The 24,813-nt window shown below is 34.4% G+C and carries 26 protein-coding genes; 8 read left to right on the top strand and 18 right to left on the bottom strand.

Annotated features, from left to right (window positions below; all coding sequences use genetic code 11):
* Positions 1-36: 36 nt before the first annotated feature.
* The 3 genes from ED556_RS05095 to ED556_RS05085 all read left to right on the top strand — a co-directional run bounded on the left by ED556_RS05095 (position 37) and on the right by ED556_RS05085 (position 5,399).
* Entirely contained in the window at positions 37-1,818 is a 1,782-nt protein-coding gene (locus ED556_RS05095) for a tetratricopeptide repeat protein (protein WP_296320189.1), read from the top strand.
* Between the two features lie 193 nt (positions 1,819-2,011).
* Positions 2,012-2,182 carry a hypothetical protein gene (locus tag ED556_RS05090; protein ID WP_296320187.1) on the top strand — a complete coding sequence of 57 codons (171 nt, stop codon included), beginning with the start codon at positions 2,012-2,014 and terminating at the stop codon, positions 2,180-2,182.
* A 244-nt stretch (positions 2,183-2,426) separates the two neighbouring features.
* Positions 2,427-5,399 (top strand): CHAT domain-containing tetratricopeptide repeat protein, encoded by a 2,973-nt coding sequence (locus ED556_RS05085; RefSeq protein ID WP_296320185.1) that lies wholly within the window; start codon positions 2,427-2,429, stop codon positions 5,397-5,399.
* Here ED556_RS05085 and ED556_RS05080 read toward each other — a convergent pair.
* Entirely contained in the window at positions 5,389-6,123 is a 735-nt protein-coding gene (locus tag ED556_RS05080; protein WP_296320182.1) for a hypothetical protein, read from the bottom strand. The two genes, ED556_RS05085 and ED556_RS05080, sit on opposite strands and share 11 nt — an antisense overlap.
* Positions 6,116-6,673 (bottom strand): sigma-70 family RNA polymerase sigma factor, encoded by a 558-nt coding sequence (locus tag ED556_RS05075; RefSeq protein WP_296320179.1) that lies wholly within the window; start codon positions 6,671-6,673, stop codon positions 6,116-6,118. The genes ED556_RS05080 and ED556_RS05075 overlap by 8 nt, the downstream gene beginning before the upstream one ends.
* Before the next feature lie 149 nt (positions 6,674-6,822).
* Between ED556_RS05075 and ED556_RS05070 the strand changes: the two genes are divergently transcribed.
* A complete protein-coding gene (locus tag ED556_RS05070; protein WP_296320177.1) occupies positions 6,823-7,296 on the top strand; it encodes a T9SS type A sorting domain-containing protein in 474 nt (157 codons plus the stop codon).
* Positions 7,297-7,308: 12 nt separating this feature from the next.
* Positions 7,309-9,321 (top strand): hypothetical protein, encoded by a 2,013-nt coding sequence (locus ED556_RS05065; protein ID WP_296320173.1) that lies wholly within the window; start codon positions 7,309-7,311, stop codon positions 9,319-9,321.
* Positions 9,322-9,364: 43 nt separating this feature from the next.
* Here ED556_RS05065 and rimO read toward each other — a convergent pair whose 3' ends face one another.
* Complete coding sequence (rimO, locus tag ED556_RS05060; protein ID WP_296320170.1) at positions 9,365-10,666, bottom strand: 30S ribosomal protein S12 methylthiotransferase RimO; 1,302 nt, start codon at positions 10,664-10,666, stop codon at positions 9,365-9,367.
* 80 nt (positions 10,667-10,746) lie between these two features.
* Between rimO and ED556_RS05055 the strand changes: the two genes are divergently transcribed.
* Positions 10,747-11,838, top strand: coding sequence for a serine hydrolase domain-containing protein (locus ED556_RS05055; RefSeq protein ID WP_296320166.1), 1,092 nt, complete (start codon positions 10,747-10,749; stop codon positions 11,836-11,838).
* On the opposite strand, the gene ED556_RS05050 is transcribed toward ED556_RS05055, so the two are convergent.
* The 11 genes from ED556_RS05050 to ED556_RS05000 all read right to left on the bottom strand — a co-directional run bounded on the left by ED556_RS05050 (position 11,831) and on the right by ED556_RS05000 (position 19,281).
* Complete coding sequence (locus ED556_RS05050; RefSeq protein WP_296320163.1) at positions 11,831-12,199, bottom strand: hypothetical protein; 369 nt, start codon at positions 12,197-12,199, stop codon at positions 11,831-11,833. The genes ED556_RS05055 and ED556_RS05050 overlap by 8 nt on opposite strands.
* A 14-nt stretch (positions 12,200-12,213) precedes the next feature.
* Positions 12,214-13,881: an amidase family protein gene (locus ED556_RS05045; protein ID WP_296320159.1), complete on the bottom strand. Its 1,668-nt coding sequence runs from the start codon at positions 13,879-13,881 to the stop codon at positions 12,214-12,216.
* A gap of 89 nt (positions 13,882-13,970) precedes the next feature.
* Entirely contained in the window at positions 13,971-14,399 is a 429-nt protein-coding gene (locus ED556_RS05040) for an SRPBCC domain-containing protein (RefSeq protein WP_296320156.1), read from the bottom strand.
* A 2-nt stretch (positions 14,400-14,401) separates the two neighbouring features.
* Positions 14,402-15,355 (bottom strand): signal recognition particle-docking protein FtsY, encoded by a 954-nt coding sequence (gene ftsY / locus ED556_RS05035; protein WP_296320153.1) that lies wholly within the window; start codon positions 15,353-15,355, stop codon positions 14,402-14,404.
* Between the two features lie 141 nt (positions 15,356-15,496).
* Entirely contained in the window at positions 15,497-15,649 is a 153-nt protein-coding gene (locus tag ED556_RS05030; RefSeq protein ID WP_296320149.1) for a DUF4295 domain-containing protein, read from the bottom strand.
* A 7-nt stretch (positions 15,650-15,656) separates the two neighbouring features.
* Complete coding sequence (gene rpmG, locus ED556_RS05025; RefSeq protein ID WP_076616981.1) at positions 15,657-15,839, bottom strand: 50S ribosomal protein L33; 183 nt, start codon at positions 15,837-15,839, stop codon at positions 15,657-15,659.
* A gap of 27 nt (positions 15,840-15,866) precedes the next feature.
* Entirely contained in the window at positions 15,867-16,103 is a 237-nt protein-coding gene (rpmB, locus tag ED556_RS05020) for a 50S ribosomal protein L28 (RefSeq protein ID WP_087491601.1), read from the bottom strand.
* 81 nt (positions 16,104-16,184) lie between these two features.
* Positions 16,185-17,432, bottom strand: coding sequence for a competence/damage-inducible protein A (locus ED556_RS05015; protein ID WP_296320139.1), 1,248 nt, complete (start codon positions 17,430-17,432; stop codon positions 16,185-16,187).
* Between the two features lie 2 nt (positions 17,433-17,434).
* Complete coding sequence (locus ED556_RS05010) at positions 17,435-17,776, bottom strand: Hpt domain-containing protein (protein ID WP_296320137.1); 342 nt, start codon at positions 17,774-17,776, stop codon at positions 17,435-17,437.
* Between the two features lie 27 nt (positions 17,777-17,803).
* Positions 17,804-18,415, bottom strand: a complete 612-nt coding sequence (locus ED556_RS05005) for a fumarylacetoacetate hydrolase family protein (protein WP_296320134.1) — start codon at positions 18,413-18,415, stop codon at positions 17,804-17,806.
* 89 nt (positions 18,416-18,504) lie between these two features.
* Complete coding sequence (locus tag ED556_RS05000) at positions 18,505-19,281, bottom strand: 3'-5' exonuclease (RefSeq protein ID WP_296320132.1); 777 nt, start codon at positions 19,279-19,281, stop codon at positions 18,505-18,507.
* A gap of 153 nt (positions 19,282-19,434) precedes the next feature.
* Here ED556_RS05000 and ED556_RS04995 point away from each other — a divergent pair, with 153 nt between their 5' ends.
* Positions 19,435-19,842, top strand: a complete 408-nt coding sequence (locus ED556_RS04995) for a hypothetical protein (protein WP_296320128.1) — start codon at positions 19,435-19,437, stop codon at positions 19,840-19,842.
* Positions 19,843-19,920: 78 nt separating this feature from the next.
* Here the strand turns inward: ED556_RS04995 and ED556_RS04990 are convergent, their stop codons facing one another.
* The 4 genes from ED556_RS04990 to recR form a co-directional block, all read right to left on the bottom strand.
* Positions 19,921-21,258: a dihydrolipoamide acetyltransferase family protein gene (locus ED556_RS04990; RefSeq protein ID WP_296320126.1), complete on the bottom strand. Its 1,338-nt coding sequence runs from the start codon at positions 21,256-21,258 to the stop codon at positions 19,921-19,923.
* 119 nt (positions 21,259-21,377) lie between these two features.
* Positions 21,378-21,998, bottom strand: a complete 621-nt coding sequence (locus ED556_RS04985) for a haloacid dehalogenase-like hydrolase (protein ID WP_296320123.1) — start codon at positions 21,996-21,998, stop codon at positions 21,378-21,380.
* On the bottom strand, positions 21,991-22,566 hold the full coding sequence (locus ED556_RS04980; RefSeq protein ID WP_296320120.1) for a phosphoribosyltransferase family protein: 576 nt from the start codon (positions 22,564-22,566) through the stop codon (positions 21,991-21,993). The genes ED556_RS04985 and ED556_RS04980 overlap by 8 nt, the downstream gene beginning before the upstream one ends.
* Positions 22,567-22,575: 9 nt before the next feature.
* Positions 22,576-23,193 (bottom strand): recombination mediator RecR, encoded by a 618-nt coding sequence (gene recR / locus ED556_RS04975; RefSeq protein ID WP_296320117.1) that lies wholly within the window; start codon positions 23,191-23,193, stop codon positions 22,576-22,578.
* A gap of 89 nt (positions 23,194-23,282) precedes the next feature.
* Between recR and ED556_RS04970 the strand changes: the two genes are divergently transcribed.
* Entirely contained in the window at positions 23,283-24,809 is a 1,527-nt protein-coding gene (locus tag ED556_RS04970) for a sodium:solute symporter (protein ID WP_296320114.1), read from the top strand.
* Positions 24,810-24,813: the final 4 nt, after the last annotated feature.

Genomic DNA, 24,813 nt, shown 5'->3' with positions numbered 1-24,813 from the left:
AATAATCGGTTATAAGATTACTTAAATAACGCACATATGAGAACAATAAAATCAAAATTAGATCAACTCAACCTTTCAAATGTAATAAGGTATGTCTTATTGATAATAATTATAAGTACCTCAAACTCACATGGGCAAAATAAAAAAAGAGTAGATAGTTTACTAAATGCTTTAGAACAACAAAAAGATACAATTAAGATTAACACCTACACGCAATTATTTATAGAGTATATTAATGTAGATCCTGAGATTTCGAAAACATATTTAGATGCTGAAATGAAGCTTGCGGAGGACATAAATAATAAAGAATTTATAGCTCGAACAAAAATAAATTATGCACTTTATCTATTCAATAAATCACAGTTTGATGAATCAATTACTGTTCTTGATAAATTACTAATAGACTTTGATGAACTAGATAACGATTATTACAAAACAGTAGTTCTTGTTAATAAAGGAAATGCCTTTAGAGAACTAGGCCAATATGAAAAAGCCCTTGATGCGCATATGTCATCTTTAAAAATTAAAGAAGACATCAATGCCGATAAGGAGAGTATTGCAATAAGTTACTGGAATATTGGAAATCTTCAAGATGATGTTGGCAGGTCCGACGAAGCAATAGCATATTACAAAAAATCTAAAGCATTATTTAAAGAATTGAATTCTGAAGCGGATACCATAATACTCAATATTATGATTGCTGAAGAACTCTCAGAAACACCAGAAAAATATGAAGCTATTCCACTTTATAAAGACGCAGTTAATTTTTTTAAAAAATATAATGCAAAGCAAGATTTAGCAAGAATCTACAGTTATCTGGGTACGAGCTATGTTGAGTGCGACAGCCTTGACGTGGCATTAGATTACTTTCAAAAAGGCCTAGCGATAAACAAGGAATACTCAGAAGAAGCTTATATAGGTTTAGACTTAAGACAAATTGGTAAAATTTACTTAGAAAAGAATCAACCTAAAAAGGCCATACCTTATTTTACCAAATCACTAGAAATTTCTAAAAATCTAAACCTAAAAGACGAAATCTCTAAAAATCATGAATCCTTAGCAAAAGCAAAAGCATCTATTAATAATTACAGGGAAGCATACGCCAACTTACTTGAATACAAAACCCTGAGTGAAGCACTACTTAATGCCGAAAATATTGAGCGCATGAATGAGTTGGAGGTTAAGTATCAAACCGAGAAAAAAGATAAAGATTTATTACTCAGAGGAAAGGAAATTGAACTCTTAGAAGAGCGTAAGCAAAAGGCCGAAAATCAGCGTCTTTTTTTCATAATCTCAGCATTAGGTATTCTCGCTCTTGCAATTGCAGTAATATATGGTTTGAAACAAAAAATAAAACGCAATAAAACCGAACGTGAAAAGCTAGATATAGATTTGGAGTTTAAGGAAAAACAACTTACAACACACGCCTTACATCTAGCACATAAAAATGAGGTATTACTAGATTTAAAACAGCAATTAAAGACCATAAAATCTGAAGGCACAAACTCCAGAGGTTTTCAAAATATAATTAACCATATTAATCTAGACATTAATAACGATACTAATTGGGAACAGTTTAAATCTTATTTTGAAGACGTCCACAAAGGCTTTAATTCAAAAATAATGAATACATATCCTGATGTCAGTACTAACGATCTAAGACTAATGTCGTTATTGAAGATGAATTTATCCAGCAAAGAAATTGCTAATATTCTTAATATATCTACAGAAGGTGTAAAAAAAGCCCGATATCGCTTACGTAAAAAATTAAATCTTACTACTGAAGAATCCCTTCAAGAGCTGGTAATATCCATGTAAATGAATAGTTTTTAGAGTATGTCCACTTATTGTCCGTACACTTTTTTTTAATTCACTATTATTTTAAAATATGTTTGCTATGTCATTAAAATAATGACCCTTATTTTTTGTGGTGTCTTGCACTGGTTGTGCATTTAAAGACTTCCAGATGCAAGCCGCTACAGAAAGTAGTTAATCCATCAAACATGTGATTATGATTTCCTATACTTCAAGAGTTAATCGCCAAATCAAAAAACTAAGAAAACGGTTAAAAGAGCGTATTGTTATAGCTGTATTACTCATAATTTCAGTTTTTCTTATCTCTGGTTCAATTGAAGAAAAAAAATCAATTAAGTCTGAAGTTTCAATTACAAAAGCACCTTAAAGTAATGGCAATAATTCTAATCTATAAATTAGTACGCACAATAATTAAGAGTAAGAGAAAGTTTCAGATTAAACAACTTCGCCATAGAGCTACTAATCTTCAGCTCTAATAATTTTTACAATGGTAAACTCGCCTATTTTTGAATAGGTTTTTATAGCTTCTGTTTTAATATTGCGACATCGCCAAACTTAGATATCAAAAATTATGACTAACTTTAAGTAAGCTATTTCAATAATTTCTTGCTATGAAACGCATTTTAATTCTTGCGATTCTACTGTTGCCAAATGGTATTATGGGGCAGTCTTGTGATCTTAATGCAACTTTTAGCACCATAGATAGTCTTAATGCAAAAGGAGTTTTTAAACCCGCTATAGCTCTAACCGACAAACTTTCAGAATGTCCTAATTTAAGTAACGAACAACAAATAGCTGTTTATGTAAAGCTTTATAAACTTCAGCGTAATCGTCTAAAAAATCAACGTGCACAAAGAGCTATTCAAAAAGCAAAAGCTCTCATAGATAAATATCAAATACCAATGTCACTGGATATTAAGCTATGTTTAGCAGAAAGCTATGCGGCAACTCGAGATCTTTCCAATTATAAAAGCATTATAGCCGAGATAGAAACTGAGGTGTTGAATAACCAAAATTCTGATTCTCTAGACTTAGGTCGCTATTACATGTGCCAATATAGAGCTACTGATAAAGGCTCAAATACACATGAGGCTATTAATTACTTGCAAAAGGCACTTGCAGTTCTTAATGACCATCCAACATTCTATAAAAGTCAGACCTTAAGAGGTTTGGGAAATATGAATCGAATTTTAGGCGACTTTGATAAATCTGTAGGATATTATAAGCGCGAACTCGAATTGTACAACAAATTCTATGACAGTAACCACTTTGATGTTGCCGCCACTAATTATAATCTCGGTAATATTTACTATGAAAAGTTAGAATATCAACAAGCATTAAATCATTACTTAGTAACACAACCCATTTGGACCAAGATCTATAAGCCAGATGCTCGCTATCTACGTTATCTTAACGAAGCCATTGGAGATATGTATTGGGAATTGGGAGATCATGAAAATGCGCTTATATATTTTGATAAATCAACCACTAATGAGAAGCTTGTAAATAATGACGAAAGTCAAAAATCCATTATACAAGGTGACAGTTTACTAACTAAAGGCAAATATAACGCTGCTTTAGGGTATTATGAAGATGCATTTAAATGGAGAGAAAAAACTTTTGGCCCTGAACATACACTCACTGGAGCGTGCAAAAATTTTGTAGCCAGAGCCAAAGAATCTTCAGGTGATATTCAAGGTGCTTTAACCAACTATCAGGCTGCCATAGATATTTTGGTTAAAGACATGGAAAACACCAGCTGGTACGACAATCCTACTATGGATATGTCTATACAGTCTAATCAATACTTATTAGAATCCTTATCTGCAAAAGGGCAATTATTGAAGCAACTTTATAAGCAAAGTTCTGATTTAAAAGATCTAGAAGCCTCGTTTTACACCTATGAAGCTGCCATTAATGTACTAGAACAGATGAAAGACGCTCAGATATCAGAATCTTCACGTCTATATTGGTCAGAACGCACTATAGCTCTTATAGAAAACGCTATTGACGTCGCCTCTATTCTATATAGTACGACTTCAAATAACGATTATATTGAAAGCGCTTTTGATTTTTCGGAACGCAGTAAAGCCTTATTGTTACTAACTGCTATGCAAGGTCAAAGCATTACTGGTTTTGGTAATGTCCCAAACATTATTCTAGAGAATGAAAGAGACCTAAAAGCAAATATTAACGAGTTAACCGGAAAGATTGAACGAGAAGAAAAACGTTGTTCTCAAGTACGGGAAAAAATGATGACCTTATGGAAGAATAAATTAGAAGAGTCACAGAACGCCTATGATATTTTACGGAATAGAATTAAAAATGAGCATCCTGAATATTATAACTTGAAGCATAGCCTTAAAGTCGTTGGCATTAAACAACTACAAAACCAATTACTTAACGATGACACAATATTATTAAGCTATTTTAGTGGTTTAGAACAGACTTACGTCTTTGCGGTCACTAGAAATACTATATCCTTAAGAACCCTAGGTTCATCAGAAGCGCTTTCAAAATCAGCTAGTTCTCTGTTTCAACATATTAGTAATTCTAAACAACGGTATTCGAACCAAACGACAGTTGATTATCTTAACTATACGCGAAATGCACATTCGCTCTACAAGCAATTAATTGCTCCTGAACTATCTAATATTGAAAACAAAACCCGTTTGATAATTATTCCAGATGGAATCTTAGCATATTTACCATTTGAAATTTTGATCACAAAAGCAATTAATCCTAAAGAGAAAAATTATAAAACTTTGGATTATCTCATAAAAAATTATGCCATCTCTTACAGCCCATCGGCCTCTATTAGCTTATTATCTCACAATTCAGCTGTAGCATATGGAGACTACAAGGGGTTTGCTCCAGATTATCGCAATTCGGATTATGGAAATACACGTAATACATTATCAAGCTTGTCTTTTAATGCCGAAGAAGTAAGCTATGGTGCAAATTTATTTTCTGGCCAATCATGGACTGGACAAAGTGTTACTGAAACTACGCTTAAAAATGATGCATCGAATGCAGGGATACTGCATTTGGCAATGCATGGAGAGGTTGAAGATGAGCATCCCTTGTTATCCAAATTATACTTGAATGGCTCTGATACTAATGACGGCATGCTTCATACCTATGAAATCTATAACATGAATATTCCTTCACAATTGGTAATATTGAGCGCCTGTAACACAGCTACCGGTAAATTGGTACGTGGAGAAGGTATCTTAAGCTTAGAACGTGCCTTTCAGTATGCCGGAAGCACATCATTGCTATCTACCTTATGGTCTGTTGATGACGCTACATCCTCACAGTTAACACAATTATTCTTGAAAAAACTTAAGAATGGTCTTCCTAAGGATTTGGCATTACAAGAAGCTAAACTAGAATTTCTGGAAACTACCTCGCCAGAATATACAGATCCGTTCTACTGGAGCAGTTATAAACTCACAGGAAGTTATAAATCCTATCAAGCAGGTAATACATCCTACTTATTATATATTGGTTTAAGTATTCTTATACTAGGCGTAGTTGGTTTCTATATATTTAATTTCCTGCGAAAAAAACCTAGTCTTTAAATTTTAATCTTAAAATCTCTTTTGCCTGTTGGTACTTGTAATGCTGATTAGCCAAAATGTAATCCATAAGTTCTAAAGCGTCGTCTTTTTGATTCTGTTGAAGTAAAATAAGAGCTTTATACCATCTAGCCTGCTGACTATAATTGTTATGAGTCTCCAATACCATATCCAGTTGAGACATAGCTTTTTTATAGTCTGGGGAATCTTGTGATAGATAACTCATCGCGGTATAGAAATGTACTATTGTATTAGAGGTGACAGCATTTAATGCATTAAATGCATTTATAGCTTCATCAAAATTCTCTCGTCTGTAATGGTCAAAGGCGTTATTAAATAAGACATCCTCATAAGATCCTCTAAGATTGCTCGGAGCATCATAATCCAGAAAATATGTCTCATAAACTTCTGAAGTATTAACCTTCTGCCCTACCGTAAATTGATAAATCCCAAAACTCACAATTAATATTGCTGCAATTCTGAGTCCCCGTTTAATCCATAAAGGTAATACCCTTCTTGAACCTGGTTTCATTTCAGACTCAAATATTTCCAACTGCTCTTTAAGAGTCATACGTCCTGCAAGATTCACAAAAGCTCTTGCTGTTTTTTCTGCTTCAATCTCTTTAGCTAACAGAACATCTGAAGCTATTTTAGTTTCAAAAGCTTTAGTTTCTTCAGCGCTCATTTCGCCATTCAAAAAACGTTCTATTTCTTCTTCTTTACGCATTTGATCTTAAAATTTCAACTAGTTCAGGAGATTCTGTCAATAAAGCCTTAAGTTTCTTCATACATTTATATTTCTTGTTTCGGGCTATCTGCTCACTGCTATATACACCATCAGCCACTAAGTCTTTCATTGGTGTATTATGATATATACTTTCGACTAGCAATTGTTTACAGCTTTCACCTAACTGACCCAATATAGAAAGGACCTTATCCTTCTTTTCTTTATTAATAATATCAACTAATGGACTTTCAGCATAACTATCAACAGGTTCTATATGTTTTTGGTGTTCTAAAACCATACCTTTTCGTTTCAATTGGTTTAACCATTTAAATCTTGCTATCGCATACAAATAGGTTCCTATCGTGCTATCTCCTTTAAATCGCCCGGATTTCACATTTTCATAGAATGCTATTAAGGCCTCCTGATAAATATCTTTGGCTTCATCTACATTGCCGTTATTAGATAACACATAAGAACAGACTTTTTCTTTATGGGTCAAATAGATCCATTTTAATCCTTTCTCCCGATCAGAAGCTATGCCTCTAATCAAGGCCAATAGTTCACTATCTGATCGCTTATTTTTTATTGTTAGTCAATTTAAAAGTGAGGTATGTAATAAAATTATTAAAAAAATTTAGAATTGGAGGTTACGAAATGCTCATTTCAATTGACAAAAGAATGAATACAAAATCTAACTCCATGAAAATCAAATTTACACTTTACATAATGTCGTGTATAGGTGCATTTGCATTAAATGCTCAAAATAACACATTATCAACTGGAGGAAATGCTACAGGTAGTAATGGATCTATAAGTTATTCTGTTGGACAAGTAAGCTACATAGAAATAAGTGGTAGTGGTACCATAAATGAAGGCTTACAGCAACCTTTTGAATTAATTACGTTGAGTTCAGGCTCTCCTAATGCCATTATTTTGAAAGCCAACATCTTTCCGAATCCAACTAGTAATTTCATCCAACTTGAGCTAAAAAACCACAACGCAGAAGGTCTGTTGTATCGCCTGATAGATCAGAACGGAAGAGTGCTATTATCTAATGACATTACAACCACTATGACTACTATAAATCTAGATAGCTACATAGCAGCTACTTACTATGTATCGGTGATGCAAGGGTCGCGCTTACTCAAAACATTCAAAGTTATTAAACACTAAACACATCTTATTATGAAACGTATTATTACACTATTTTTTGTATTACTTAATACATCCATTTTACTGGCCCAAGCTCCACAAAAAGTGAGTTATCAAGCTATTATTAGAGACAGTGGCGGACTATTACTTACTGATACTAATGTAGGTATGCAGATAAGCATTTTAGAAACTTCTGCTACTGGTACAGCTGTCTATGTAGAGACGCACACACCAACAACTAATGCCAATGGTCTTATAAGTATTGAGATAGGTACAGGTGTGTTGGTATCTGGGGATTTTACTACCATAGATTGGGAAGATGATTTACACTTCATCAAAGTCGAAACAGATCCTTCAGGAGGAACAAGTTATACCATTACCGGCACCAGCCAACTATTAAGTGTGCCCTATGCATTACATTCTAAAACAGTGGAAATAGGAAACACCTTAGATCAAGCCTATGATGAAGGTTTGGCACCAGGTGCAGGTAGATCCATTAATGCTGATGCTGGGTCTGTGGAAATTTTAGCCACAGATAATTTTGGTTTGGAAGTCTACGCAGACCCAGACTTCACGGGTATATATGTTGAAGGGTCTACATTAGCCAGTCAAACATCAATATTTGGTTATGCTGAAGGTGACGCCTATAGCATTTGGGGTAGTAATGGTGGTAGTGCATCAGCTCTATATGGATTTCATGATGGCACAGGAGAAGGTCTTGAAGTATTTCACTCTGGAACCGGTAAAGGCATTTTTGTTGAGAATGCAGGAACAGGAAGAGCTGTAGATATTTTTAATGGTAATCCTGCAAATGCGAGTAATGCTTTAACGATAAGTCAAGGTGGTACAGGAGTAGGCTTCTTTTTGGATAATGCTGGACCTGGTAAAGGCGCATTTTTAGTTAATGCTAGTCCCACTAATGCCGATAACACCTTATTTGCTAATACATTAGGTACAGGTACTGTCGCATCCTTGATGACAGAAGACAACAATGGTAATGCCTCCACTACACTCGAAGCGATAACCATGGGTACAGGTAGTGCAGCTACCTTTTCGGTAATGGATGAAGTCGCTGGAAAACTAAACATGAGTCCTACCGTTAATATTGTAACCAATGGTAAAGGACCAGGGCTAAATATCTCTATGGGCAATGTGGCCGTTGGTGGAGATAGTAACACAGAGCCTGGGATACTGTCCTTACATTCTGGTTTCGGAAATGCCGGGTTTTTCAGGGTAGATAATACCGCAAATACTAGCGCTGCTCTTGATGTCCTCAATGAAGGTACAGGGAATGGTGTTCATATTTCATCTCCAGACAATGGTGCTATCAATGCTGGGACTGCATTGTTTGTAGAACAAGAAGATGCATCAACAGTCGCAGATTCTGGTAGAGCTGCTCATTTTGACCTTGCCAATGGAGGAACTTTTGCGGACTCGGCAGTATTGATTACGTCTTCAGCGACAGGCATAGGTACCAGTGCACTTAGAGTAATCCCAGCTGATCCTACTGAATTAGCTGGTGTTTTTGAAGGTAATGTAGAAATTGATAGTGATCTTACAATTGGTGGAGATGTAGTGGCCTTAACTGGTGAAATTGGTTCATTAGGAGTTCCAACCTTTCTTATGGTTGGTACTGCGGTTATTGATGACCTTACAGTGACCACTGCAATTTCAGCTCCTGCAAAAGCATTCAAAATCGATCATCCTATTTATCCAGAAAAGCAATTCTTGTATCACAACTCTATTGAGAGCAACGAACGGATGAATATCTATAGTGGTAATGTAACTACTAATGCAGAAGGTTATTATGAAGTTCAGTTGCCAGACTATATGAGTGCACTCAATGGCTATTTCAAATATCAATTGACAGTTTTAGACAAGTCATTTGCGCAAGCTGTAATCTGGGAACAGATCGATCCTGAAACCAATACGTTCATGATTAAAACGAATGAGCCAAACATTGAGGTAAGTTGGCAAGTAACTGGTATCAGAATTGATACTTGGGCTTTGGAGAATCCACTAGAAGTTGAAGTCAGTAAGAACTAAAATAATAAAGAAATGCCAGTGGATTCACTGGCATTTTTATGAGTTATATTACCTCACCATAAAGGTCAAAATCTTCAGCTTCAATAATTTTTACAGTTGCAAACTCGCCTGTTTTTAAATAAGTTTTTGTAGCATCAATTAGGACTTCGTTATCTACATCTGGTGAGTCAAATTCAGTACGTCCAACAAAATAATTGCCTTCTTTTCGGTCAATGACTACTTTAAACTCCTGCCCTATTTTTTGCTGATTCAATTCCCAAGAAATTTGAGATTGGATTTCCATAATCTCATTAGCACGCTGTATTTTCACATCTTCTGGAACATCATCTTCAAGCTTATAAGCATGTGTGTTTTCTTCATGAGAATAGGTGAAACAACCTAAGCGTTCAAAACGCATATCTTTAACCCATTGTTTTAAAGTTTGGAAATCCTTCTCAGTCTCTCCTGGATAACCAACAATAAGAGTTGTTCTAATAGCCATTTCAGGAACTTTAGCTCTAAAATCTTCAATCAGTTTGGTAGTTTTAGCTTTCGTTGTACCACGACGCATACTCTTTAAAATTGCATCTGAAATATGCTGCAATGGGATATCCAAGTAATTACATATCTTAGGCTCGCGCTTCATTACATCTAAGACATCCATAGGGAAACCAGTAGGAAATGCATAATGCAGTCTAATCCAATCTATACCTTCAACTTTTACTAAATGTTGTAGTAATTCAGCAAGATTACGCTTTTTGTATAAATCTAGTCCATAATAGGTTAAATCTTGTGCAATTAAAATCAGCTCTTTTACGCCATTTGCTGCTAATTTTTCAGCTTCAACAACAAGCTCTTCAATAGGCGTACTTTTATGTTTTCCTCGCATTAAAGGAATGGCACAAAAGCTACAAGGTCTATCACAACCTTCAGCAATTTTTAAGTAGGCGTAATTTTTTGGTGTAGTGGTTAATCGTTCACCTATTAACTCGTGCTTATAATCTGCACCTAATGCTTTCAGTAAACCTGGCAATTCCGTTGTCCCAAAATACTGGTCTACATTAGGAATTTCTTTTTCCAAATCTGGCTTATAACGTTCACTTAAACACCCAGTAACAAAGACTTTATCTACATCACCATCTTCTTTCTTTTGCATATAATGCAATATGGTATTGACACTTTCTTCTTTAGCATTATTAATAAACCCACAAGTATTGATAACAACTACATTTCCCTCTTGCTCATGTACAACGTCTTTTCCGCTTGCTTTAAGCTGACCCATCAACACTTCACTATCGTAAACATTTTTACTACAGCCGAGCGTTACAACATTAATTCTATTTTTTTTGAGAGTTTTTGTGCGCATAGTCTTCCAAATCAGCATGCAAAGATACAATGTAAATTAAACCTTTAATATATTTACATGTCTTATTTGAAAATCGAAATATGAAAAAATTGAGAGTAATTCTAATACTTCTTACCATAATTGCAAGTTTGTCTTGCTCAACAGACGAAGCAAATCCAGTAGATCCTATAGTGGATGAAGGGCTTTATTTTCCACCAATAAACTCTACCGAATGGGAAACAGTTACAGCTCAAAGCCTAGGTTGGAACGTTTCGGAAGAACAATCGCTATTCTCATTTTTAGAAAATTCAGGCACAAAAGCTTTTATGATACTTAAAGACGGAAGAATTGTCACTGAATGGTATATGAACAATTTTTCTCAAAACAGCATATGGTATTGGGCTTCGGCAGGAAAAACCTTAACAGCAATGACTTTAGGTATTGCACAGAATGAAGGTTTTTTGAACCTAAATGATGCATCAGCAAATTATTTAGGTGATAATTGGTCTAGTCTTACTCCTGAGCAAGAAAATAATATAAAAGTAATTCATCATTTAACAATGACAACAGGACTGGATTACACTAATATATTTAATCAATTTTGTACCGATGCTGATTGTCTTTTTTATTTGAATGAACCAGGAGAATTTTGGTATTACCATAATGCTCCTTATACGCTACTAGATAATATTATTACTGGAGCTGTAAACGATGATTTTGAAGATTACTTTGCTGAAAAAATTAGAAATAAAATTGGTATGACTGGTTTTTGGTTGCAAAGTGGATTTAATAATATTTATAGAAGTAATGCTCGCAGTATGGCACGTTTTGGGCTTTTGAGTTTAAACAAAGGCGTTTGGGATGATGAAGTAATACTTGATGATAGTAACTACTTTGATGCTATGGTGAACACGTCTCAAAACCTGAACGAATCTTATGGTTATTTATGGTGGTTAAACGGAAAGGAATCTTATCGAGTACCAGGCTCTACATTAAATTTTGACGGGATGTTAGTACCTAATGCTCCTAATGACTTAATTGCTGGTTTAGGTGCCAATGACCAAAAACTATACATTATACCAAGCGAAAATTTGGTTATTTTAAGAATGGGAGATAATGGTGGCGAAGGTCAACTTGGTCCATCTGGTTATGACAATGAGCTTTGGCAAAGAATTAATGCGGTGATTAATTAGATTTTCTATGTAATCTGTAAAACCATATTGTATTAGCTATTATCAAAGCCAAAAATAATGCTAAAAAAGTCCAAGCCACATTAAATAATAAGGTTATTAATAAAGCTATAAAAACAGGTAAAAAGGTAAATAGGATCTTTGCCCATTTTTCTTCAACAAAAATTGTAGGAACTATAAAAAAAAGATTGAAAAAAGCTGTTAGTATCACTAAAACAAATCCTATTGCTAATTCCATAGCAATAGTTTCTCTTTTAGCATCAGTGCTGTACCCAATCAGATAAATTAAAAAAGTGGGAAGTGATACTACTAGGATCGCATTAAATGCTAGTTTTAAAATCCATTTAAATGTATTTGAAATCATGTATCCAAATACATTTAATTATAATTCTTAGGTGCTACTCTGGCTTTTGAAGCTTGCTCATACACATAGGCCCATTCTAATAATTGTTTTTCTCCAAGTCTTCCAGCGATAAAGGTCAATCCCATTGGTGTTCCATTATCTTTATAACCCATTGGCACTGTTAATGCAGGATATTCTGCTACGGCTGCAAAACCTGCATGATAGTTGTTTATAGACAGAAAACCATCTAATTTTTCTGATTGCATTGGCGTATCAAAGAACTTTCTACCATTAGTTTTTAAAGTATCTTTTATACGTTCTAAAAACTCAGCATCTCCTTTATCATCAACAATTCCTTTAAATAACCGTTGTCCATAAGGCATAGAAACTAATGAATCTTTAAGGTTGAATGTCATGAAATCCTGAATAGTTCTTTGAGCAATATCCTTGCTAGCATAATTATCCATATAGGCTGGTAGATCTTTTTTCATATCTAAATTTAATAGACTTAAAAAGTTTGGTAACCCAAGTTGTTGTTCATCGATTTCAACAATGGTGGCGCCTTGAGCTTTTAAAACATCTAAAGCTCTTGTATAAAGTGAATCTTCTAAAAGGCGTTTAGGGGCACCAAAACGCTTGCCTGTCAGAGTTGCTGATTTTAAGTCTTCGTAATAAAACCCTGATTCCCAAAGTATAATTAAGGATTTTGAATCGGCTTTATCTTCTCCAAAAATAGCATCCATTAAAATAGCATTATCCATTACGGTTTTGGTCATCGGGCCAGTGGTATCTAAAGTAGATGAAATAGGCACAACTCCGGTTCTACTTACTAAGCCTATGGTTGGTTTGAGTCCAACGACTGAGTTACTACTTGCTGGTGATAATATTGAGCCTGATGTTTCACTACCTATCGCAGCAGCACAGAAGTTTGCAGCAACCGAAACACCACTACCTGAGCTAGAACCGCCGGTATCAATAATACGTCTGCCATAAGGGTTTAGAGTTTGCCCACCAACTGCCGAGTAGCCACTTGGACAATCACCACAGAAAAAATATGCCCATTCGCTCAAGTTAGCTTTACCAAGAATTAAAGCGCCTTTAGACTTTAGTTGCTTTACAATAAAAGCGTCATCTGTAATATTATCTCTCAATGCAACTGCACCAGCTGTTGTAGCCATACGCGAAGCATTGATATTATCCTTAAGAAGAATTGGCATTCCAAAAATATCATGTGGTGCAACCTCCAAGTCGGTTTCATCTGCCTCTTTAGCTTCTTTTATAACATTTGGATTAATTGATATTACCGAATTCAATGATAAATCATTCTCTCTATCAAACTTTCTAATTCGATATAAGTAGAACTTAGTTAATTGCTCATAAGTGAATTTACCATTTGCTATATGGTCTTGAAGCGATACCATATCTTCTTCCATAATCCAAACTTTAAGTGAATTGTAATCACTTTCAGTAAAGTCTTCCATTTGCGGATTAATCTCAGCCCAAATCTCAGCTTTAGTAATAACTTTAGAGTCTAATACCTTAAACTCTCTAAAGTCTTTTGTTGAAATAGCACTTAAGTCATCTTTGGCATCACCTTCAACAGTTTCAGATTCACTAATAGGTGCTCTGGCGTCATCCGTTTTGACGTCATTTTTACAGGAAAAGAAAATTACTACTAATAGGATTGATAGATATTTAGACATGATTTCTATTTTTTATAAAAATACGGAAAAAGATACTTCGGCAAGCTCAGTATGACATCATGGCTAGATATTGTTTTTAAAGTTAAAACCTAATTACGCTCGTTAAAAGGAATGACAATTCCTTTCTCGATATAGTTTTTGAGACCATTTAAAAGCATCGCCCAACAAAATGATGAATTTCTAAATTCGTGTGTATTATGCTGCCAATCTTTATGAGAAAATTTTAAAAGTGTACCTGTGTCTGTGTCTTCAAGTTCAATCCCAAAAGTTGTAGGTTGCCATTCTTCACTAGAAGTAATCATTTTTAAAAAGAAAGATTCATTTTGCTTAACTTTTAAAACTTCTGCATACCAGTTATACTTATCAGTGAAGTTTAGATTATATTCGGCTCCTAATATTGGCTCACCTGAAGATTTTAATGCCCACCAATTGTCGAGATGTTCTGGTAAAGTAAATGCATCAAAAACTTTACTCTTAGTGGCATTGATATATAAATCTAAAAGTATTGAATGTGACATAATTATTTAAAAAACGAATCTACAAACTCATATTTATTAAAGACTTGTAAGTCTTCAATACCTTCGCCAACGCCAATATACTTAACAGGAATCTTAAACTGATCACTAATACCAATGACTACACCACCTTTTGCAGTACCATCTAGTTTTGTAACAGCCAATGAGGTAACTTCTGTAGCCGCAGTAAACTGTTTTGCTTGCTCAAAAGCATTTTGCCCAGTTGAGCCATCTAAGACCAACAATACATCGTGTGGTGCATCGCCAACAACTTTTTGCATAACACGCTTTACTTTAGTCAACTCATTCATTAAGTTCACTTTATTATGTAAACGTCCAGCCGTATCAATAATGACGACATCAGCATCTTGAGTTACTGCGCTTTGCAAGGTATCAAAAGCAACTGAGGCAGGATCACTACCCATAGATTGCTTTACAATAGGAATATCAACTCGGTCAGCCCAAACTTGTAATTGGTCAATTGCTGCTGCTCTAAATGTATCTGCAGCTCCTAAAACAACTTTAAGTCCTTGTTTATTGAACTGATATGCTAGTTTACCTATGGTAGTGGTTTTACCTACACCATTAACACCTACAACCATCATTACATATGGCTTTTTGTCTTGTGGCACAACAAATTCAGTTGCCTCGCCAGTATTAGTTTCAGATAATAAGCCCGCTATTTCTTCTCTTAAAATTTGATTAAGCTCAGACGTACCCAAGTATTTATCTTTTGCAACACGTTCTTCGATACGCTCAATAACCTTAAGTGTTGTATTAACACCTACATCACTAGTCACTAAAACCTCTTCCAAGTTGTCTAATACGTCATCATCAACTTTAGATTTACCTGCAACAGCTTTATTTAATTTATTAAAAAAGGACGATTTAGATTTTTCTAATCCTTTATCAAGAGTTTCCTTCTTTTCTGAGGAAAATATGTTTTTAAAAAAACTCATTTACTATTTTTTTCTTTGAGTAATACAACAACCTTGCCTTGTAGGAAGAACTGCAAACTTGTCAGATTTCATTCAAATATAGACATAAAAAAACTGCTTTCAAACGAAAGCAGTTTTGTGAAACGTTACACTATTGTAAGCTTATTTTTTTGCTAAAAAGTCATTGACATGTTCTGGTGCCATTACCGACTCCACAAAAACGTAAGCACCTGTCTTAGGTGACTTAACCATTTTGATAGCTTTTGTCAAACGCTTAGATCCTGTCTGTAAAGATGCTACTGATTTCTTTGCCATGATTCTTTTATTTTATCTCTTTATGAACTGTCATACGCTTAAGAATTGGATTAAATTTCTTAATCTCCATTCTGTCTGGCGTATTTTTTTTATTTTTTGTAGTAATATATCTTGATGTTCCTGGCATACCAGAAGCTTTGTGCTCAGTGCACTCTAAGATTACTTGTATTCTATTTCCTTTCTTTGCCATTGTAAATTGACTTTATAGCTTAAGCTTTTATTTGTAAAATCCTTTTGCTCTAGCTTCTTTTAATGCTGCTGAAATACCAATCTTGTTGATTGTCTTTAAAGCAGATGTAGAAACCTTTAATGTTACCCACTTATCTTCTTCAGGAATATAAAAACGCTTCTTAACCAAGTTTGCATCAAACTTGCGTTTTGTCTTATTCATGGCGTGAGAAACATTGTTTCCTACCATTGCTTTTTTCCCAGTAAGTTCACAAACTCTTGACATTGTATTCTTTCTTTAAAAGTGTGTTATTCAAAAACAGGGTGCAAATTTAGTAAAACTTATAAGTTCTACAAAACGAAATCTTTACTTTTTCAAAATTTCTTTTCTAAGCATTTCAAAAGCTTTGTTAGTCGCTTTCATTATTACTTTTTCGCGCTGATTACTAAAGTTAAATACTTCAGAAAACACGTAGTCTTTTGTGGCAATTGCTATCCAAACTGTTCCGACCTCAGCATCAGAATCGCCTTTTGTTGGTCCGGCGTTGCCTGTTGTACTAATTCCGAAATCAGTATTAAAAGTTTCTCTAACATTTTTAGCCATACTTTCTGCCACGACTTTACTTACCACCGAATGCTCATTAATATCGTTCTCAGAAACATTCAAAACATTGACTTTAGACTCGGTAGCATAAGTAACAACACTACCCTTAAAATATTTTGAAGCTCCCGCATTTGCAGTAAAAGCTTGTGCAATTCGTCCTCCAGTGCAACTTTCGGCAACAGCAAGGGTTTTTCCTTGCAGTGTAAGATGATTACCAATTATAACCTCTATTGGGTGCTCATCTTCAAAGCCTACAAAGATATCTTCAATTTGAGGTAATAAAAGTGCTACCTGTTCATTTATAGTAGTCTCAAGCTCTGATTGATTCATAGATTTGCCTGACAATCGCAATCTCACACGTCCAAGACTCGGCAAATAGGCCAATTTTATGATTTTTGGTAGATTATTCTCCCAGTCTTCTATCCGATCTGCTAATGCACTTTCGCCTAACCCATACGTTAACACGGTTTTATGCTGTATAAATGGAAACTTAAACTTATTTCTTAACTCTGGCAAAACCGAATTAGTGATGAGTGCTTTCATTTCGTAAGGCACACCAGGAAGAGATATAAATACCTTACCGTTTTTCTCTAACCACATACCTGGTGCAGTCCCAAACCTATTCATTAAAACCTTGGCTTTTGAAGGTACAAGTGCTTGTGTTTTGTTACTCTCCAGTATTGGGCGTTTGATATAGGCCTTAAATAAGTGCTCTACATGCCTAAGAACGGCATCATTTTGCACTAAAGTATCATCAAAATACTCGCAAATGGTATGCTTCGTAATATCATCTTTTGTTGGTCCTAAACCACCAGTAATAATTATGATATCGGCATTTTCTTCAGCTTCTTTTAAAGATTTAAGAATGTGTCCTTTATCGTCTTGTACCGATGTGATTTGATATACTGAAACACCTATTTTATTAAGTTCTTTCCCTAAAAATGCGGAGTTGGTATCAATGATTTGTCCGATGAGAATTTCATCGCCAATGGTAATTATTTCAGCATTCATAATTATAAACCGAAATCTTGTCGAATTTCATTTACGGCGTTGTCGATAGCAGTAAGAACAATGTTTAATTGTTCTGTAACGTCTTTATCATATTGCTCAAACTTACCCCAATCCTGAACTTCGATAAGTTGGTCATAAACACCAAGTTCGAATAAATCTATGGTAGGTTTCATTTTATGGGCTGCTTGATACGCCTCGTAGTAGTCTTCTTCAGGTACAGCAACTCGCAAACGCTCTGCATCAGCAGGCACCTCTTCTATAAATGCAGCTGCTAATGCAGCCACAAAATCTTCATCGCCATCAGCGAGTTCTCGTACACGGTCTAATTTATAATATTCTGCCATACTCGATAATCGAGATTAAAATGCTATTTACTTTACTTTAATTGAAAACATCTCTTCGTCTCCAATGTATCCTTTTAACTGATCGTTAGCAAATACTTTGCCAACTCCAGCAGGTGTTCCGGTAAAGATAATGTCTCCAATCTTTAAAGTAAAATATTTTGAAACATATTCGATGAGTTCATCTATTTTCCACAGCATTAATTGCGTATTCCCAGATTGAACAACTTCGTCATTTTTTTGAAGAGTGAAGTTTATATTGTTGACATCTGTAAAGTTATTTTTTGGTAGCCATTTACCAATCACTGCAGCTCCATCAAAGGCTTTAGCTTTTTCCCAAGGCAAACCTTTAGCCTTTAATTGCGATTGCAAGTCACGAGCAGTGAAGTCAATACCAAGACCTATTTCGTCATAATATTTATAGGCGAATTTTTTGCTGATATATTTTCCAACTTTATTAATCTTAATTAAGATTTCAACTTCATGATGCACGTCATCCGAAAAATCTGGTATAAAAAAGGGCTGCTTTTTAAGCAGAATTGAAGTATCTGGTTTTAAAAACACAACTGGGTCAGTTGGTCTCTCGTTTTCTAGTTCTTTAATATGCTCAGTATAGTTACGACCTATGCAGATTAGTTTCATATGTATTTCCTGCGAAGGCAGGAATCTTTTTAATTAAACACTTTACTTTTTTTATATGGATTCCTGCGAAAGCAGGAATGACAAAAAATCTAACTTAATTTATTATTAAACTGACTTAACTTAATAGATGTCAACACTTTCTTTGTATATAAAGGAAAATCGGCATTAAGCAACCAACCAAAATAACCAGGTTCTTGCTCTAAAATATCGAGCACGCGTTTGCCCTTATGCTTTCCAAAAGAAAAACATTCTTCGCCATATTTATTATATGCAATAAACCCTGCAAAATCAGCAAACTTTTTACGTGAACTAAACTCAGCCAAAAAGTTAGTACTGTTTTCTAAATCATCGTATCGATCTAGTTGAGCTTTCAGAACCTCATAAGTGGCTTTTGTATCTGCTTCGGCGCTATGTGCATCATCCAAATTTTTATCACAGTAAAACTTATAGGCTGCACTTAAGGTACGTTTTTCCATTTTATGAAAAATGGTTTGTACATCTACTGATTGACGATTTTTCATATCGAAATCAACATCTGCGCGAAGCATTTCTTCAGCTAGTAATGGAATATCAAAACGATTAGAGTTAAAGCCACCTAAATCTGAATCCTTTATTAAGTTATAGATTTCTTTGGCTAATTCTTTGAATGTTGGAGCTTCTGCCACATCAGCATCCGAAATACCATGGACAGCAGTAACTTCTGGCGGAATTGGAATGGTCGGGTTTACCCTTTTGGTATAGGTTTCTTCCTTACCATTTGGATATACTTTAAGTATGGATATTTCTACAATACGGTCTTTTGAAATATTAATGCCAGTGGTTTCTAAATCGAAAAAACAAATAGGCTTATTAAGGTAGAGTTGCATGATTAAGGTTTATAAAAACAAAGATAATGAGATTGTGTGGATTACAATTTTTATTTATTTCATTATAACATCTTTAACTGGCTATTGTCACTATTGATTAAGGCATTTAAAAAATCCTTAACTTTAGACTATCACAATCTAAATCAACATATTATGAAAAAAATTACAGTTATTCTATTGCTATTGACGGTTGGTTATTCTTTTGGACAGAGAAAAACTCTGAAAAACAATAATCCAGAAAAAAAATATTCTAATATTTATTATCAAAATAACAGGCATGTTGATAAATATACGGTTGAGATTGACGTATCTAAGATTTCTTTTTCCATCACACATGACGAAGGCAAGACAAAACCAATTTACATGATAAATTTTGGCGGTACATCTAAAAACTCTAAATATGAGTTTGTTGGTTACACTTATTATCCTGACTCTTTTGATGAATATATGTACTACCAAAATCTGTTAAATGGTTATTACAAAAAAATTACCTTGACTAATGACAGTTACTGGAAAAAACCAAAGAGCTACGATGTAAAACGCATTAGTGTTCAGTTTTAACTGAAGTAATTACAAAAAAAGCACAGTAAAAACTGTGCTTTTTTTGTTATTTAGATTCCTGCATTCGCAGGAATAATATTATATCTCTCTATCCATATCCCAAGCTTCGAGGTAGTCTTTTACAGCTTTTACAAACTGTCCGCCTAGTGCACCATTAACTACACGATGGTCATAAGAATGCGACATAAACATACGGTAACGTATGCCAATAAAATCACCTTCAGGTGTTTCGATAACAGCAGGCACTTTACGTATAGCACCTAAAGCCAAAATACCTACTTGAGGTTGGTTAATAATTGGTGTACCCATAATGCTACCAAACGTACCTACATTGGTTACAGTATAAGTTCCATCTTGTATTTCGTCTGGCTTTAATTGTCCTTCACGAGCACGAGACGCCAAATCGTTTACCTTTTTAGCCATACCTAAAAGGTTTAATTGGTCTGCATCTCTTATTACAGGTACAATTAAATTACCATCTGGTAATGCCGCAGCCATACCAAGGTTGATGTGTTTCTTTTTAATAATGCTATCACCTTGCACAGAGATATTCATCATTGGATAATCGCGCAATGCTTTAGCTACAACTTCCATAAAAATTGGTGTAAAGGTTAAATTTTCACCTTCACGTGCCTTAAATGTGTTTTTATGCTTATTACGCCAGTTCCAAATATTAGTCACATCTGCCTCTATAAACGATTGTACATGAGCAGAAGTTTGCACAGAATCTACCATATGCTTGGCAATAAGCTTGCCCATACGGCTCATTTCGATGATTTCATCATCACCACTTGCTACCACAGGAGTAGCCTCTTTTTGTGGCTTTGGCGTACTAACTGGTTTAGAAGATGACGTTTCGACTGCGCTCAACGTGACATTAGTTTTCGGGGCAGCACCTCTATTCTCTATGTAAGCTTTAATGTCATTTTTGGTAACACGACCATCTTTTCCTGTTCCAGGAACTGTATCTAACTCGGCTTGAGAGATGCCTTCTTGCTTTGCAATATTCTTTACTAATGGCGAATAAAAACGCTCTCCTGAAGAGGTTATTGGAGCAACGGCTTCTTTTGCTGCAGTTACTGTTTGCTCAACTTGTGTTACTTCTTTTACTGGTTCTGGTTGAGATTCTGGAGCAGTTTTCGCTTCAAGAGCAGCAGCTTCAGCAGCACCTTCACCTTCAGTTTCAATAATAGCTATAGTCTGACCTACTTGCACGATATCATCCGCTTCGAATAACTTTTCGACTAAAATACCATCAACCTCACTCGGCACTTCGCTATCTACTTTATCTGTAGCTATTTCAAGTACAGCTTCATCAGCTTCAATAGTATCGCCTATATCTTTTAACCATGACGTAATTGTTGCTTCTGCAACACTCTCGCCCATCTTAGGTAATTTTAGTTCAAATTTTGCCATATCCGTAATTTGATAGTCTTTATTTGATAATCGAGTGCAAAATTAATAAAAAAACACATTTTTCACTGAAAATAGTTTAAATATTAATTAAAGTTTAGGATTTTAAACTGTGCGCTAATTCATCTCGTTTTACGCACTTCAAAATTAATTAAATTCTTCTTTAACCAACGCAATACATTCGTATCTGGGTTAATAAGTATGTTTTTTGTAGCCATCTCCATTAAAGGCGCATCATCAATATGGTCGGTTATAAAAACATCAAGATCACTGAAATTGTTTGTTTCGAGATACTTGAAAACAACATTCTTTTTTTGTTCTCCAAGGTTTTCGAATTCTTCATAATAACCACTTTCTGGGTAACCTGTAGCGAAGCACACATCAAAACCTTCAACTTTAGCAATTTCATTCGCATAACAATTTGGTGCTGCTGTAGCTAATATTTTGACATTGAAAGATGAATCTGAAACTTCTTCTATTACATTTTTATACTTCGATAGTTTTGAAATAAAATCTTTAACATTGATATCATCATTTTTGATTAGTTTTAAAACCTGATACTTTAATCTAGAATGCGATATTATGCGGAATAATCTTAGCTTAATAAAGAACAGAAGTATCTTAAACTTTAATAGTCTAAAATCTTTGAAATAATAGCTCAAAACATACTTCAAAAACTCATGAAACGTGTTACAGTTGTACAAAGTACCATCTAAATCTACTACTAAAACCTTCTTATCCATTGCTCCCAGTTTTATAGTCTAATGACCAATGAAATCTCACTAAGATATCCTTAAATACAAAGTAATTAGGTTTTATTACTGACTCAGAATTTGTCCAGACCACAACAGCAGTTTCAATAGAAGCTTGAAGGAATTTAGATTTTAAAAGATTGTATACCGAATTTAAAGTATTTCCGGTGTCTAAAGCATCATCTAAGATTAAAATGCTTTGGATCGGTTTGTCTTTAGTATTTAGCTCAAACGAAAGGTCTTCTGATAAAGATTTTAGATCACTTTGAGTTCTTTTTTTATGTTCTGAAATACGTAAACGATTCAGAATAGAATAAGGTAATAATCTTAATAAAGCCTGAGTCAATTTACTTTTCTTTATACCTTTTGTAGAATCTCTCTGAAGTGTTATCGTCTTATAAATAATGTCTTCTTCTTTATGATGATCCTTGAATTCCTCAAGAATATAACCTCCACCATTTAAAATTCCGACTACCAAATCTGGAGTACTCGAAATACTAGAAAATAGTTGAATACAACGTTCTTGAAATTGGTTTTTATGTAAGGTGATGACTTTCAAAAAAAAGTATTATAACTTTAATGAAGACTCAAAAGGGATTCGGTCTATAATGCTACGTCCTAATGTGACTTCGTCTGTATATTCTAATTCATTGCCAGCAGCTATCCCGCGAGCAATAGTAGATGTTTTTATATCGAAATCTTGAATTTGCTTAAAAATATAAAAGTTAGTCGTATCACCTTCCATCGTTGGGCTCATAGCGAAAATAAGCTCTTTGACTTCTCCTGTTTTTAATTTATCAACAAGACTGCTAATATTTAAATCTTGTGGTCCAATACCGTCGATTGGAGAAATCTTTCCACCTAACACATGATACAATCCTCTAAAAGAACCTGTACTTTCTATGGCCATCACATCACGGATATCTTCAACTACACAAATTACCGACTTGTTTCGCATTGGATTAGAGCAAATTTCACAGATCTCTTTATCACTTATATTATGACATGATTTACAGAAATTAATGTCTTCTCTAACTTTTTGCAAGGCATTAGCGAGTAGCAACGATTGCTCTTTGGGCTGACGCAACAAATGCAGCACCAAACGCAATGCTGTACGCTTACCTACTCCTGGCAATTGCGACATTTCGTTGACAGCATTTTCTAATAATTTTGAAGAAAATTCCATATTGGCGAAGGTACTTATTTTTTAAATTTTGAAATGATTCAGATTGGTATTTCTAAAAAGATTATTTTCGGCATACTAATTTACGGTTTATGTCTCCTACTTATATCTTACTTATTATAGCTGCTTATTTTGGTGTTTTAGTACTCATCTCTTATTTCACAGGGAAAGAAGATACCAATGCTGCTTTTTTTAAGGCCAATAAATCTGCACCATGGTATTTAGTAGCTTTTGGCATGGTAGGTGCATCGTTATCAGGTGTTACATTTATCTCAGTACCTGGGTTAATTGGCGGTCAAGAATTTGCCTATATGCAAGGTGTACTTGGGTTTTTTGTAGGTTATTTTGTTGTTGCTTTTGTACTATTGCCATTGTACTATAGATTAAATATTACTTCTATATATCAATATCTTGAGAAACGTTTTGGTGTTGTAAGTTATAAAACTGGTGCCTTCTTCTTTTTATTATCTAGAGTAACTGGAGCTTCATTTAGGCTGTTTTTAGTGGCGCTGGCAATGCAATACATTGTTTTTGAACAAATGGGAGTACCATTTTGGTTAACGGTGGTTATTTCAATTTTATTGATTTGGGTGTATACTTTTAAAGGCGGAATAAAAACTATAATATGGACAGATACGCTACAAACACTAGCAATGTTATCTGCTGTAGGATTAGCTATTTATTTAATAAATGAAAAGTTAGATTGGGGTTATGTAGAATTTTTAAATTCTGAAGCTTTTGCAGAAAAAGGTCAGATTTTCTTCTTTGACGATATAAATTCGCCACAGTATTTCTGGAAATACTTTCTGGGTGGCATATTTATTACTGTAGCCATGACTGGTCTTGACCAGGATATGATGCAAAAAAACCTAACCTGTAAAACAGAAAAAGATGCACAGAAAAATATGATAAGTATGTCAATATTACTAGTTATAGTCAACTTTGCCTTTTTATCTCTAGGTGCATTATTATTTATCTATTCAGAACAGTTTGGTGTACAAATACCTATTGTTGATGGCAGAGTAAGAACTGACTTATTATTCCCTGAAATAGCTATGAATCAAGGCTTAGGCACACCTCTAGCTATTATTTTTATTATTGGTTTAATTGCAGCTGCATACTCTAGTGCCGATAGTGCATTGACCTCTTTAACAACGTCATTTTCTGTAGATTTTTTAAATATTGAAAAGCGCCCAAAAGAGGATCAAAAGCCTCTACGTAAAAAAGTACACGTAGGTGTATCTATTGTTTTAATTATTGTAGTTATTGTCTTCAATTATCTTGATGGTAACGTGGTAAGCAACCTCTTTAAATTTGCCACATTTACTTATGGTCCATTACTAGGTCTATTCGCTTTTGGTATTTTAACTAAGCGACATATCAATGATAAATATGCTTGGATAGTTGCACTACTTTCAATTGTTATAAGTTTTGGTATTACCTTATTACCTGAGTCGGTGATAGGTCAATATAAATTTCATTGGGAAATATTAATCCTGAATGGCTTTATAACATTTATAGGTTTACTATTAATTTCTTCAAAATCAAATATGAAGTCTGAGAAGGATTTAAATACAATCATAGATTCAACTAAAGACGACAGTTCTAAAATTGCGTAACTAC

Source organism: Winogradskyella sp., assembly GCF_003712105.1.
Classification (GTDB): domain Bacteria; phylum Bacteroidota; class Bacteroidia; order Flavobacteriales; family Flavobacteriaceae; genus Winogradskyella.
This window is presented reverse-complemented; position numbering and strand designations above follow the sequence as displayed.

Bases quoted from the DNA above. Each gene is read 5' to 3' on its own strand.
- ED556_RS05095 (WP_296320189.1), top strand. From the start codon at position 37: ATGAGAACAATAAAATCAAAATTAGATCAACTCAACCTTTCAAATGTA.
- ED556_RS05030 (WP_296320149.1), bottom strand. From the start codon at position 15,649: ATGGCAAAGAAATCAGTAGCATCTTTACAGACAGGATCTAAGCGTTTG.
- rpmB (WP_087491601.1), bottom strand. From the start codon at position 16,103: ATGTCAAGAGTTTGTGAACTTACTGGGAAAAAAGCAATGGTAGGAAAC.
- ED556_RS05040 (WP_296320156.1), bottom strand. From the start codon at position 14,399: ATGTCACATTCAATACTTTTAGATTTATATATCAATGCCACTAAGAGT.
- ED556_RS04995 (WP_296320128.1), top strand. From the start codon at position 19,435: ATGAAAAAAATTACAGTTATTCTATTGCTATTGACGGTTGGTTATTCT.
- ED556_RS05055 (WP_296320166.1), top strand. From the start codon at position 10,747: ATGAAAAAATTGAGAGTAATTCTAATACTTCTTACCATAATTGCAAGT.
- ftsY (WP_296320153.1), bottom strand. From the start codon at position 15,355: ATGAGTTTTTTTAAAAACATATTTTCCTCAGAAAAGAAGGAAACTCTT.
- ED556_RS05015 (WP_296320139.1), bottom strand. From the start codon at position 17,432: ATGAATGCTGAAATAATTACCATTGGCGATGAAATTCTCATCGGACAA.
- ED556_RS05070 (WP_296320177.1), top strand. From the start codon at position 6,823: ATGAAAATCAAATTTACACTTTACATAATGTCGTGTATAGGTGCATTT.
- ED556_RS04970 (WP_296320114.1), top strand. From the start codon at position 23,283: ATGTCTCCTACTTATATCTTACTTATTATAGCTGCTTATTTTGGTGTT.
- ED556_RS05080 (WP_296320182.1), bottom strand. From the start codon at position 6,123: ATGCGTAAAGAAGAAGAAATAGAACGTTTTTTGAATGGCGAAATGAGC.
- ED556_RS05005 (WP_296320134.1), bottom strand. From the start codon at position 18,415: ATGAAACTAATCTGCATAGGTCGTAACTATACTGAGCATATTAAAGAA.
- ED556_RS05000 (WP_296320132.1), bottom strand. From the start codon at position 19,281: ATGCAACTCTACCTTAATAAGCCTATTTGTTTTTTCGATTTAGAAACC.
- rpmG (WP_076616981.1), bottom strand. From the start codon at position 15,839: ATGGCAAAGAAAGGAAATAGAATACAAGTAATCTTAGAGTGCACTGAG.
- ED556_RS05050 (WP_296320163.1), bottom strand. From the start codon at position 12,199: ATGATTTCAAATACATTTAAATGGATTTTAAAACTAGCATTTAATGCG.
- ED556_RS05010 (WP_296320137.1), bottom strand. From the start codon at position 17,776: ATGGCAGAATATTATAAATTAGACCGTGTACGAGAACTCGCTGATGGC.
- ED556_RS05085 (WP_296320185.1), top strand. From the start codon at position 2,427: ATGAAACGCATTTTAATTCTTGCGATTCTACTGTTGCCAAATGGTATT.
- ED556_RS05065 (WP_296320173.1), top strand. From the start codon at position 7,309: ATGAAACGTATTATTACACTATTTTTTGTATTACTTAATACATCCATT.
- ED556_RS05045 (WP_296320159.1), bottom strand. From the start codon at position 13,881: ATGTCTAAATATCTATCAATCCTATTAGTAGTAATTTTCTTTTCCTGT.
- ED556_RS05090 (WP_296320187.1), top strand. From the start codon at position 2,012: ATGATTTCCTATACTTCAAGAGTTAATCGCCAAATCAAAAAACTAAGA.
- ED556_RS04990 (WP_296320126.1), bottom strand. From the start codon at position 21,258: ATGGCAAAATTTGAACTAAAATTACCTAAGATGGGCGAGAGTGTTGCA.
- rimO (WP_296320170.1), bottom strand. From the start codon at position 10,666: ATGCGCACAAAAACTCTCAAAAAAAATAGAATTAATGTTGTAACGCTC.
- recR (WP_296320117.1), bottom strand. From the start codon at position 23,193: ATGGAATTTTCTTCAAAATTATTAGAAAATGCTGTCAACGAAATGTCG.
- ED556_RS04985 (WP_296320123.1), bottom strand. From the start codon at position 21,998: ATGGATAAGAAGGTTTTAGTAGTAGATTTAGATGGTACTTTGTACAAC.